The organism is Pseudomonas sp. SDO5532_S415 (genome assembly GCF_054071155.1).
This window is the reverse complement of the sequence record NZ_JBSVWS010000172.1, coordinates 1-12,134: the sequence shown is the minus strand read 5'-3', so window position 1 is coordinate 12,134 and position 12,134 is coordinate 1. Positions and strand designations below refer to the sequence as shown.

11 protein-coding genes are annotated in these 12,134 nt (G+C 59.5%); 5 read left to right on the top strand and 6 right to left on the bottom strand.

The genetic code is table 11. The annotated features are described in order from the left end of the window. Window positions 1-135: 135 nt before the first annotated feature. Together fadD1 and fadD2 are read right to left on the bottom strand one after the other, a co-directional pair. Window positions 136-1,836, bottom strand: coding sequence for a long-chain-fatty-acid--CoA ligase FadD1 (gene fadD1, locus ACW9HW_RS25410; protein WP_457402062.1), 1,701 nt, complete (start codon window positions 1,834-1,836; stop codon window positions 136-138). Between the two features lie 378 nt (window positions 1,837-2,214). Continuing rightward, window positions 2,215-3,903, bottom strand: a complete 1,689-nt coding sequence (gene fadD2, locus ACW9HW_RS25405) for a long-chain-fatty-acid--CoA ligase FadD2 (RefSeq protein WP_457402061.1) — start codon at window positions 3,901-3,903, stop codon at window positions 2,215-2,217. 279 nt (window positions 3,904-4,182) lie between these two features. Between fadD2 and ACW9HW_RS25400 the strand changes: the two genes are divergently transcribed. Then, complete coding sequence (locus ACW9HW_RS25400; RefSeq protein WP_457402060.1) at window positions 4,183-5,127, top strand: alpha/beta hydrolase; 945 nt, start codon at window positions 4,183-4,185, stop codon at window positions 5,125-5,127. 41 nt (window positions 5,128-5,168) lie between these two features. After that, on the top strand, window positions 5,169-5,639 hold the full coding sequence (locus ACW9HW_RS25395; protein ID WP_095193212.1) for a MaoC family dehydratase: 471 nt from the start codon (window positions 5,169-5,171) through the stop codon (window positions 5,637-5,639). 142 nt (window positions 5,640-5,781) lie between these two features. Here ACW9HW_RS25395 and ACW9HW_RS25390 read toward each other — a convergent pair whose 3' ends face one another. Continuing rightward, on the bottom strand, window positions 5,782-6,249 hold the full coding sequence (locus ACW9HW_RS25390) for a ferritin-like domain-containing protein (RefSeq protein WP_008056786.1): 468 nt from the start codon (window positions 6,247-6,249) through the stop codon (window positions 5,782-5,784). A 203-nt stretch (window positions 6,250-6,452) separates the two neighbouring features. Here ACW9HW_RS25390 and ACW9HW_RS25385 point away from each other — a divergent pair, with 203 nt between their 5' ends. Continuing rightward, complete coding sequence (locus ACW9HW_RS25385; RefSeq protein ID WP_003213031.1) at window positions 6,453-6,689, top strand: DUF3820 family protein; 237 nt, start codon at window positions 6,453-6,455, stop codon at window positions 6,687-6,689. Between the two features lie 32 nt (window positions 6,690-6,721). Beyond that, complete coding sequence (locus ACW9HW_RS25380) at window positions 6,722-7,903, top strand: aminotransferase class V-fold PLP-dependent enzyme (protein ID WP_457402059.1); 1,182 nt, start codon at window positions 6,722-6,724, stop codon at window positions 7,901-7,903. A 191-nt stretch (window positions 7,904-8,094) separates the two neighbouring features. On the opposite strand, the gene ACW9HW_RS25375 is transcribed toward ACW9HW_RS25380, so the two are convergent. The 3 genes from ACW9HW_RS25375 to zwf are packed head-to-tail and all read right to left on the bottom strand — an operon-like array spanning window position 8,095 to window position 10,947. After that, complete coding sequence (locus ACW9HW_RS25375) at window positions 8,095-8,760, bottom strand: bifunctional 4-hydroxy-2-oxoglutarate aldolase/2-dehydro-3-deoxy-phosphogluconate aldolase (RefSeq protein ID WP_457402058.1); 666 nt, start codon at window positions 8,758-8,760, stop codon at window positions 8,095-8,097. A 17-nt stretch (window positions 8,761-8,777) separates the two neighbouring features. After that, window positions 8,778-9,491, bottom strand: coding sequence for a 6-phosphogluconolactonase (gene pgl / locus ACW9HW_RS25370; protein ID WP_457402057.1), 714 nt, complete (start codon window positions 9,489-9,491; stop codon window positions 8,778-8,780). Beyond that, a complete protein-coding gene (gene zwf, locus ACW9HW_RS25365; protein ID WP_095193209.1) occupies window positions 9,478-10,947 on the bottom strand; it encodes a glucose-6-phosphate dehydrogenase in 1,470 nt (489 codons plus the stop codon). Before zwf ends, pgl begins: the two co-directional genes overlap by 14 nt. A 228-nt stretch (window positions 10,948-11,175) precedes the next feature. Between zwf and ACW9HW_RS25360 the strand changes: the two genes are divergently transcribed. Next, window positions 11,176-12,036, top strand: coding sequence for a MurR/RpiR family transcriptional regulator (locus ACW9HW_RS25360; protein WP_170948639.1), 861 nt, complete (start codon window positions 11,176-11,178; stop codon window positions 12,034-12,036). Window positions 12,037-12,134: the final 98 nt, after the last annotated feature.

Here is a 12,134-nt window from a genome sequence, read left to right as displayed (position 1 = left end):
ACAGTTTTGACCGAGTGACTTCAGAAAGCATGCGATCACCTGTGGGAGCGAGCCTGCTCGCGAAGGCGACTTCAGCGGCGCTGAAGATGCTCCGGACAGAAAAAAAGCCCCGCATCTGCGGGGCTTTTTGTTTGATTACGCGGCGGTTTTCTTCGCGTTGATCTTCTTCAACTCTTCATCGCGCAGTTCCCGACGCAGGATCTTGCCGACGTTGGTGGTCGGCAGCGCATCGCGGAACTCCACGGCTTTCGGAACCTTGTAGCCGGTGACGTTCGCACGCATGTGCTCCATCACTTGTTCCTTGGTCAGGGTCACGCCCGGTTTGGCAACGATGAAAATCTTGATCGCCTCGCCCGACTTCTCGTCCGGCACGCCGATGGCCGCGCATTGCAGCACGCCCGGCAAGGTCGCCAATACGTCTTCCAGTTCGTTCGGGTACACGTTGAAACCGGAAACCAGGATCATGTCTTTCTTGCGATCGACAATGCGCATGTAGCCATCGGGCTGGATCAGCGCGATGTCGCCGGTCTTCAACCAGCCTTCGCTGTCGAGGATTTCATCGGTGGCTTCCTGGCGCTGCCAGTAGCCCTTCATCACCTGCGGCCCCTTCACGCACAGCTCACCGATTTCGCCCATCGGTTGTTCAGCACCGGCATCATTGATGATTTTGCACAGGGTCGACGGCACCGGAATGCCGATGGTGCCGATCTGGATGTTCTGGATCGGGTTGACCGTGGCCACCGGGCTGGTTTCGGTCATGCCGTAACCTTCGCAGATGGCGCAACCGGTGACGGCTTTCCAGCGTTCGGCAGCCGCCAGTTGCAGGGCCATGCCACCGGACAGGGTGACTTTCAGCGCCGAGAAATCCAGCTTGCGGAAGCCTTCGTTGTTGCACAGGGCCACAAACAAGGTATTGAGGCCGACGAAACCGCTGAACTTCCACTTCGACAACTCCTTGACCATCGCCGGCAAATCGCGCGGGTTGCTGATCAGGATGTTGTGGTTGCCGATCAGCATCATCGCCATGCAATGAAAGGTGAAGGCATAGATGTGGTACAGCGGCAGCGGCGTGATCAGGATCTCGCAGCCTTCATTGAGGTTGGAACCCATCAGCGCCTTGCACTGCAACATGTTCGCCACCAGGTTGCGATGGGTCAGCATCGCGCCCTTGGCCACGCCGGTGGTGCCGCCGGTGTATTGCAACACCGCGACATCGCTGCTGGCCGGGCTGGCCTCGGTCACTGGCTGACCGTGGCCCTTGCTCAACACGTCGTTGAACTTGATGGCTTTTGGCAAGTGATACGCCGGCACCATCTTTTTCACGTACTTGATCACGCTGTTGATCAGCAGACGCTTGAGCGGCGGCAACAGATCGGCGACTTCAGTAACAATGACGTGCTTGACCCCGGTTTTCGGCACGACGGCTTCGGCCAGGTGTGCCATGTTGGCCAGGCAGACCAGGGCCTTGGCACCGGAGTCGTTGAACTGGTGTTCCATTTCCCGCGCGGTGTATAGCGGGTTGGTGTTGACCACGATCAGCCCGGCGCGGATGGCCCCGAAGACGGCAACCGGGTACTGCAACACGTTGGGCAGTTGCACGGCGATTCGATCGCCTGGCTGCAAATCGGTATGCTGTTGCAGGTAGGCGGCAAAGGCACCGGACAATTCGTACAGTTCACCGTAGGTGATTGTCTTGCCCAGGTTGCTGAATGCCGGTTTGTTGGCGAAGCGTTGGCAGGATTGCTTCAACACTGCCTGAATATTCGGGTACTCGTCTGGATTGATGTCGGCAGCAATTCCAGCTGGGTACTTATCCTTCCAAAAGTCTTCGATCATGGAAGCCCACTCCTCAGCAACGCGAATTCAGCACCGCATTTGATGCGATTATTATTGGTGTTTGTCTATAGGTGAGTCTGGCTTTTTACTAGGCCGAGAAGTCACAAAGCGCGCCGAGAGTAGCAGCTTTGAATAGGGTCGACTAGAGCCAAAAGCGGCCTCTACGGTCACATTGGTGACTCAAGAATAACAAGCAGTCATTTTAGAGCAATAAACCTATATGTCGCTGAAAGCCACGAAATTCGGGGCCTCTAAAAACTGTAGGAGCGAGCTTGCTCGCGAAAAACGCTCGGACAACGCGCCCATCCAGACAGGGCGCGTTATCGTTGACGTCCATCGCGAGCAAGCTCGCTCCCACAGGGACCAACCATTCACCGCTTAGGCGATATCACGCAACTCCCGTCGCAGAATCTTGCCCACCGGCGTCATCGGCAACGACTCACGCAAAACAATGTGCTTGGGTACTTTGTACGCCGTGAAGTTTTCCTTGCAGTAGGCCTTCAACTCTTCAAGGCTGACACCCGCTTCGCGGGCGACCACGAACAACTTCACCGCCTCGCCCGAACGCTCGTCCGGCACACCGATCACCGCGCAGTTGGCCACTTTCGGGTGCGCCATCACCACGTCCTCGATCTCGTTCGGGTACACGTTGAAACCCGAGACGATGATCATGTCTTTCTTGCGATCGACGATGCGCACGAAGCCGTCCGGGTCGATCACCGCGATGTCGCCCGACTTGAACCAGCCGTCGGCATCCAGCACTTCGTTGGTCGCCTCGGGTTTCTGCCAGTAGCCCTTCATGATCTGCGGGCCTTTGATGCACAGCTCGCCGCGCTCGCCCAACGGCTGCTCGACGCCTTCATCGTTGATAACCTTGAGCGTGGTGCCCGGCACCGGCAGGCCGACCGTACCGATGCGCGATTGGTCGCCATAGGGGTTGGTGCAGGCCACCGGCGAGGTTTCGGTCAGGCCGTAGCCTTCGGTGATGCGGCAACCGGTCAACTGTTCCCAGCGCTCGGCCGTGGCCTTGACCAGCGCGGTGCCGCCGGAGTTGGTGAGCTTGAGGCTGGAGAAATCCAGGGTTTTGAAGTCCGGGTGGTCCATCAACGCCACGAACAGCGTGTTGAGCCCCAGCAGCGCCGAGAAACGCCAGTTTTTCAGCTCCTTGATAAAGCCGGCAATGTCCCGCGGATTGGTGATCAACACGTTGTGGTTACCGGTCACCATCATGCACATGCAGTTCGCCGTGAACGCATAGATGTGGTACAGGGGCAACGGCGCGATCATCACCTCTCGGCCTTCACGCAACAGCGGCTGGCCGTCACTGGCAAACTGACTGAGGCAGGCCCGCGCCTGCTGCATGTTGGCCACCAGATTGCCGTGGGTCAGCATCGCGCCCTTGGCCAGCCCAGTGGTGCCGCCGGTGTATTGCAGCACGGCGATGTCGTTGAGGCCGGCACTCAGCGGTTTGATGCCCTTTCCTTTGCCCTGGTGCAAGGCGCTCTTGAAGGAAATGGCCTGGGGCAAGGAATAGGCCGGGACCATTTTCTTGACCTTGCTCACCAGGGTATTGACCAGCCAGCCTTTGGCGGCGGGCATCATGTCACCCATTTTCGCTTCGATCAGGTACTGGATATCGGTGTCGGCCAGCACTTCCTGGACCTTTTGCCCGAACATGTTCAGGTACACCAGCGCCCGGGCGCCGGAATCCTTGAACTGATGACGCATCTCCCGCGCGGTGTACAGCGGGTTGGTGTTGACCACGATCAGTCCTGCACGCAAGGCGCCGAACACGGCGATCGGGTATTGCAGGACGTTGGGCATCTGGACCGCGATGCGATCCCCCGGCACCAGGTCGGTGTGGGCTTGCAGGTAGCCGGCGAACGCGGCGCTGTAGCGTTCCAGTTCGGCGTAGGTCAGGGTGACACCCATGTTGCTGAACGCCGGGCGATCAGCAAACTTCTTGCAGGAACGCTCGAACACCTCGATGACCGACTTGTACTCAGCGACGTCAATGTCCAGTGGTACGCCGGCCGGGCGCTTGTCATTCCAGAAATCAGGTTGCATTGTTCTTGTCCTCTTTACCTGAGCCTATCCGGGGCCGCTTTTCTGTCATTTCTCGCTCATTTCTCGGAAAGCGGAAAAGCGGAGCTTCTCGGACACTAGCAGTTATGGCGAATCAGGCAAATATGTGCACGTGTGTCATAGATCGTGTGAATCTTGCTGCCGCGGCACGGCCTGATCAGACGACCGGCGAAGGATGCGCTATAAACTTGAGCTGCAAGCTTTAAGCTGCAAGCCGCAAGCTCCATGCCCCATGCCCCATGCCCCAGCAAAGGAATCGCGATGATCCACGATACGTTCTGGTTGACCACCAGCGACCGCAGCCGACTCTTCGTCAATCAGTGGCTGCCCACTGGCAGTCCCAAGGCCGTGATCCTGCTGGCGCACGGCATGGCGGAACACAGCGGTCGCTACGCGCGTCTGGCGGAAAAACTCTGTGATCAAGGCTATGGCGTGTACGCCCCGGACCTGCGCGGACATGGCAAAACTGCCGAAAACGGGACGCTCGGCCATTTTGCCGACACGGACGGTTGGGCCAAAGTGGTGGGTGACCTGGCCTGCCTCAACCAACACATCGGCCAGCAACATCCCGGCGCGCCGATCGTGCTGCTGGGCCACAGCATGGGCAGCTACATCGCCCAGGCGTATCTGTTGCATCACAGCGCCAGCCTGCATGGCGCGATTCTCAGCGGTTCGAACTTCCAGCCCGTGGCGCTTTATCGCGCGGCACGCCAGATCGCCCGTTTCGAACGCCTGCGCCAGGGCCCCAAGGGCCGCAGCGCTCTGATCGAATGGTTGTCGTTCGGTTCGTTCAACAAGAAATTCAAACCGGTGCGCACCCCATTCGACTGGCTCAGCCGCGATCCGGCGGAGGTCGACCTTTACGCCAACGACCCGCTCTGCGGCTTTCGCTGCACCAATCAACTGTGGATCGATTTGCTTGGCGGGTTGCAGCAAATCAGCAAAGCGTCCAATCTCGCCCAGATCGATCCGGGCCTGCCGTTGCTGGTGATCGGCGGCGAATGTGATCCGGTGAGCGAAGGCAAGCGTCTGAAAGATCTGGCCGGCGCCTTGCGCGAGGCCGGAAGCCAGAGCCTGCAACTGACCGTTTACCCGCAGGCGCGGCACGAACTGTTCAACGAAACCAACCGCGATGAAGTGACCGCCGATGTGCTGGCCTGGATCCACCAGACCCTGAGCAATCCCCGGCCACACCGAACCGAATAGTTTTTTGTGAATCTTTTTACTCGTCACAGGAATTCAGACCGATGACCCAGGTTACCAACACCCCTTACGAAGCCCTCGAAATCGGCCAGACCGCCAGCTTCAGCAAGACGGTCGAAGAGCGCGACATTCAGTTGTTCGCCGCGATGTCGGGCGACCACAACCCGGTGCACCTGGACGCCGAATACGCCGCCAGCACCATGTTCAAGGAACGTATCGCCCACGGCATGTTCAGCGGTGCGTTGATCAGCGCCGCAGTCGCCTGCGAATTGCCAGGACCGGGCACTATCTACATCGGCCAGCAGATGAGCTTTCAGAAGCCGGTGAAAATCGGCGACACCCTGACGGTGCGCCTGGAGATCCTGGAAAAACTGCCGAAGTTCCGTGTGCGCATTGCCACACGGGTGTTCAACCAGCGCGATGAGTTGGTGGTGGATGGCGAGGCGGAGATTCTGGCGCCGCGCAAACAGCAATCGGTGACCCTGACCGAGTTGCCGGAAATCAGCATCGGCTGATTCACAGCACAAAGAAATGTGGGAGCGAGCCTGCTCGCGAAGAGGGAGTGTCAGGCGGCTTCAATGCCGCCTGACAGACCGTATTCGCGAGCAGGCTCACTCCCACAGGTCCCACAGGGCCCAGAGCTGTTACCAATCGCGCTTATGAGCGTGCGCGCGCCTGGTTACGCAGGGCTTTGACCTGATCGTGGTTACGCTGCACACCGTGGTACTGACGTTCAACGATGTCACGAATGCCCACCAGGTTGTGTTTGTTGATTTTTTCCATGGCATCGCGATAAGCCTTCAGCGCATGGTCTTCACCGCGCTCGGCTTCGTTCAGCACAGCCTCTTCGTCCTTGCCGGTGAACATCGACTTCACGTCGACCCAGCGACGGTGCAAATCGCCGCTGACACTGGTGGATGTTTCCGGATCGCCACCCATCGAACGCACGGCACTCTGCAATTCTGCGGCAGCCGCAGCGCAATCGGCCGAGCGTTGCACGAACAGGGTTTTGAGTTCAGGGTGTTTAATGTCTTCAGCGCAAGTCTTGAACCCTTCCTGACCGTCCTTGCTGGTTTCAATCAGGTCGTTGAGTACAGAAATCGCTTCTTTATTCATGTCGGTCATTTTTCAATTCCTTGCGGTTGATGAAAGATGCCTTAAGTAGTGCAGCCTGCATGCCAGCTTCGAACCGATCAATTAACCGTTATATTTCATGTAGTTAGATAAAACCTGGAAATCTGTATCCGTTTTTTTTGCATGATCTGTCATTTGGCCTGCATGCAGAATGCCTGTATTTTTCCGACTCATTGAATCAAGACGACTGCGTGATGAACCCTGAAAAGCTCGAACTGCTGATAACCCGCGAAATGCCCTTCGGCAAGTACAAAGGCCGGATCATTGCGGACTTGCCGGGGCCCTACCTGAACTGGTTCGCCCGGGAAGGTTTCCCCCATGGCGAACTGGGTGGCCTGCTGGCGCTGATGCAGGAAATCGATCACAACGGTTTGTCGGAGTTGCTGGAACCGCTGCGCGCCAAACATGGCAAACCTGCCCCTCGCCACTGATTCACTCATCCCGCCCCTGATCGAGTAACCCCATGCCCGACAACACCCGCCGCGCCCGTGATGAAGCCTTCTGGCAAACCTTTGCCGATCGCTACGATCTGCAACCCGGCCCGATCAACCTGGAAAACGGTTATTTCGGACGTATGTCGCGCACGGTGGTCGAGGAATATCAGCGCAACATCGAACTGATCAATCGCGGCAACTCGGTTCACGTTCGTCAGCGTTTCGAACAGGGCGAAAGCATCAAGATCCAGGCGCAAGTGGCCAATCTGATCGGTGTGTCCGCCGAGACGGTCGCGCTCACCAGCAACGCTACGGAGGGTTTGCAGTCGCTGATCCGCAACTACAATCGCCTGCAGCCGGGTGACCAGGTGCTGATCTGCGATCTGGAGTACGACACCGTCAAGGGCGCCATGCGCTGGCTGGCGAAACATCGCGGTGTCGACGTCATCGAGATCGAACACCGGCACCCCGCCAGCTTCGACAACTTGATCGCCACCTACCGTGAAACCTTTGCGCGCTACCCGCGGCTCAAGCTGATGGCCCTGACCCATATCACCCACCGTACCGGCCTGGTGATGCCGGTGCAGGCCATTGCCGCTGCCGCCAAGGAGCATGGTATCGACGTGATCCTCGATGGCGCCCACGCGCTGGGTCAATTCGAGTTCAACCTCGATGAACTGGGCATCGACTTCGCGGCCTACAACCTGCACAAGTGGATCGGTGCACCGTTGACCTTAGGCTTCCTCTACATCGCCCCTGAGCGCCTGGCGGACATCGACCCGGACATGGGCGAAATGCACTTTGCGCTGACCGACATTCGTGCCCGTACGCCCTACAGCACACCTAACATCCCGGCCTTGCTGACCTTGCCGCTGGTCATCGAGGAACATCACGCGATGGGCGGTTCCGCGGCCAAGGGCACGCGCCTCAACCACCTGCGTAACCTCTGGGTTCGTGCGGTACGCGAGTTGCCCGGCATTGAAGTCCTGACCCCGGACGACCCTCGACTGTATTGCGGCATCACGTCGATGCGCTTTACCGCCCAGGCCGATCAACAGGCGATGGTCGAGCGGCTGCTCAACGACTACAACCTGTTCACCGTGGTGCGCACCGGCGCGGCGTGTGGTCCGTGCATCCGGATTACGCCGGGGCTGACCACCACCGCCGACCATATGAAACGACTGGTCACGGCGCTGACGGAGCTGCGCTGACCTGTGGGAGCGAGCCTGCTCGCGAAGACGGATTCATATCCAATGAAGATGCTGACTGTCAGATCGCTTTCGCGAGCAGGCTCGCTCCCACAGATATCCCACAGGTCTTCTTCCAGGCAAAAAAAAACGGTGCACCGACCAAGCGCACCGTAAAGCCGTAGAACACACAACGAAGTGTCAGGTAAAGCTGATCAGTCCAGCAGCGCCAAGGCCTCGGCGGTGCATTCCTGAATGCGGGCCCAGTCACCGTTCTTGATCCACTCCGGATCAAGCATCCAGCTACCGCCCACGCACATGACGTTTTTCAGCGCCATGTAGCTCTTGATGTTGGCCGGGCCTACGCCGCCGGTCGGGCAGAATTTAACTTCTCCGAACGGGCCGCCCAGGGCCTTGATGGCCGCGACGCCGCCGCTGACTTCCGCCGGGAACAGCTTGAAGCGGCGATACCCCAGGCCGTAGCCTTCCATGATGCCCGAGGCGTTGCTGATACCTGGCAACAGTGGGATCGGGCTGTCGACGCTGGCTTCCAGCAGGTCGCGGGTGATACCCGGCGTGACGATGAATTGCGAACCGGCCGCTTCGGCCGCGGCCAGCATATGGCGATCGAGTACTGTGCCGGCACCGGTCATCAGTTCCGGACGCTGCTCACGCAGGACCTGGATGGCCTTGAGGCCGAACTGCGAACGCAGGGTCACTTCCAGGGCGGTCAGGCCACCAGCAGCGAGGGCATCGGCCAGCGGCAGGATGTCCTGCTCGCGGGCGATGGTGATCACCGGCAGGATCCGCGCCTTGGCGCAGAGGCTGTCGATCAGGGCAACTTTATCCGCCATGGAAACGGTCGGGGATGGGTTTGTCATAGCGGCTGTTCCTTGGCTCATGGGCACCAGTAAATCTCTAACGTGGGTTGCAGAAACGCGCGAATCGGCAGTGCGGCGACATCGTCACCGGCCAGTGCGGTATCGAGAGTGGTCAACTTGGACTGACCGGAAATCGACAGAATTTTGTGTTTGGCCGAGGCCAGCAGCGCACGGCTCATGGTCAGGCGCTGATGCGGCACGGTCGGCGCCAGCATCGGGTAGCAGCGACGGCTGCCGTCGGCCTGCAGGGCTTCGGCGAGGTTCGGGCTGCCCGGGAACAGCGACGCGGTGTGGCCGTCGTCCCCCATGCCCAGCACCAGCACGTCGATCGCCGGCAATTCGGCGAGCAAACGGTCGGCTTGTTCTGCTGCCTGTTCCAGGTTGGCGGTGGCGCTGTACAGGCTCAGGAATTGCGCCTTGGCCGCCGGGCCTTGCAACAGATATTTCTTGAGCAGGCCAGCATTGCTGTCGGCGTGTTCCACCGGCACCCAGCGCTCGTCAGCCAGGCTGATCACCACGTTTGACCAGTCCAGTGTCTGCTTGGCCAGGTGCTGGAAAAACGCTACCGGACTGCGGCCGCCGGACACCACCAGGGTCGCGGTGCCCTGGGTGTCGATCGCCTCGTTCAGGTGTTTGGCCACGTTCAGTGCCAGGCCTTCGGCCAAGAGCACGGGGCTCTTGAACGCATGGGCGCTGACACCCCGGGGCAGTTTCAAATTAGATATCGCCATACCACGACCTCCCGTCCCGCGTGATCAGTGCAATGGAACTCATGGGGCCCCAGGACCCGGCCGCGTACGGCTTGGGCGCATCACCGGATTTCTTCCACCCGGCGATCAACTGGTCACACCACTTCCACGCGGCTTCGATTTCATCTTTACGGACAAACAGGTTCTGATTGCCACGCATCACTTCCAGCAACAACCGTTCGTAGGCATCGGGAATCCGTGCACTGCGCCAGGTGTCGGAAAAATTCAGCTGCAACGGACCACTGCGCAGCTGCATGCCCTTGTCCAGGCCTTGATCCTTGGTCATCACACGCAAGGAAATGCCTTCGTCCGGTTGCAGGCGGATAATCAGCTTGTTGCTGATTTGCAGGCGCTGCTCGGGAGCGAAGATGTAATGCGACGGTTCCTTGAAGTGGATGACGATCTGCGACAGCTTCTGCGGCATGCGCTTGCCGGTACGCAGGTAGAACGGCACGCCCGCCCAGCGCCAGTTGCGGATATCGGCCCGCAGGGCGACGAAGGTTTCGGTGTCGCTCTGGGTGTTGGAGTTCGGTTCTTCCAGGTAACCCGGTACCGACTTGCCTTCACTGTGGCCGGCGATGTACTGACCGCGCACTACTTGGGTGGTCAGGCCTTCCGGGCTGATCGGCGCCAGCGCCTTGAGGACTTTGACTTTCTCGTCGCGAATGCTGTCGGCGGACAGGTCGGCCGGCGGGTCCATGGCGATCAGGCAGAGCAGTTGCAGCAGGTGGTTCTGGATCATGTCACGCAGCTGACCGGCCTTGTCGAAGTAACCCCAGCGGCCTTCGATGCCAACCTTCTCGGCCACGGTGATTTCCACGTGGGAGATGTAGTGCTGGTTCCACTGGGTTTCGAACAGGCTGTTGGCGAAACGCAGGGCGATCAGGTTCTGGACGGTTTCCTTGCCCAAGTAGTGGTCGATGCGATACGTGCGGTTCTCCGGGAAGAACTGCGCCACGGCATCGTTGACCTTGCGCGAGGACTCCAGGTCCGAACCGATGGGTTTTTCCAGCACCACGCGGGTGTTTTCCGCCAGGCCAACCTTGGCCAGGTTCTCGCAGATCGCACCGTAAACCGCTGCCGGCGTGGCGAAATAGGCGATGACCCGTTGCGCGCTGCCCGCTGCTTCGGCCAGCGCCACATAGTCTTCGGACCTGAGGAAATCGACGTGCAGGTAGCTCAGGCGCGCGAGGAAACGCTCGACCACGGCTTCGTCCAGCTCCTTGGCACCGACATAGCGGCGCAGCTCGGCGGCGATGAACGTCAGATGCTCCTGCTCGCTGCCGGGTTCACGGGCCAGCGCGATGATGCGCGTGTCCTCGTGCAGCAGGCCTGCACCGTCGAGTTGATAAAGGGCAGGAAACAGCTTGCGCAGGGCCAGATCGCCGAGGGCGCCGAACAAGGCGAAGGTGCACGGTTCAACCGTAATCGAAGGCATGATGTTTGTTCTTTTATCAAGTTAAGCTACAAATACCTTTTTTCAAGGCATCACTCAAGGGAAAATGTAGTAATAACCACAACATTTTCGCAAAATACAGATTCCGAGTGGTGGTCGGTCGGAGCCATCAGTAGGATAGGCCACCGTTACGGGCCGCATCAAAGGCCCTTTTTGCATTAGCCGTGCGCTTATCGGCGCAGGTGAATCAAGGAAATCCATATGGACCGCGTGCGAAATCTACTGGAGCAGATCCAGAATCGCCTTGAAGAGCTGAACAAGGCCGAACGCAAAGTCGCCGAAGTGATCCTGCTCAACCCACAGCAGGCCACCCGGTTCAGCATCGCCGCCCTCGCCCAGGCCGCATCGGTCAGTGAGCCGACGGTCAACCGTTTCTGCCGTTCGTTCGGCGTCAGCGGCTACCCCGAACTGAAGCTGCAACTGGCCCAGAGCCTGGCCAGCGGCGCGGCGTACGTCAGCCGTGCGGTGGAGGCCGACGACAATCCGGAAGCCTATACCCAGAAAATCTTCGGCAGCGCCATCGCGTCCCTGGACAGCGCTTGCCAGGCGCTGGACCCGAACCTGATCAGCCGCGCCGTCGACCTGTTGATCCAGGCCCGGCAGATCCACTTCTTCGGCCTCGGCGCTTCAGCCCCGGTGGCCCTGGATGCGCAGCACAAGTTCTTCCGCTTCAATCTGGCCGTGACCGCCCATGCCGACGTGCTGATGCAGCGCATGATTGCGTCGGTGGCGCACACCGGCGAGTTATTCGTGATCATTTCCTACACCGGTCGCACCCGCGAACTGGTGGAAGTGGCCCGCATCGCCCGGGAAAACGGCGCATCGGTGCTTGGCTTGACCGCGGAGAACTCACCCTTGGCCAAGGCCAGCACCTTGAGCCTGAACATCCCGCTGCCGGAGGACACCGACATCTACATGCCGATGACCTCGCGGATCATTCAACTGACTGTGCTGGACGTGCTCGCCACCGGCATGACCTTGCGCCGGGGCGTGGACTTCCAGCCGCACTTGCGCAAGATCAAGGAGAGCTTGAATGCCAGCCGGTATCCGGTGGGTGACGAGTTCAACTGATCCAGTATTTTCATTGCCTGATCGGGCCTCTTCGCGAGCAGGCTCGCTCCCACAGTGGGCCTGCGTTGAACACACATACTGTGTCCAGTAAAGATCTA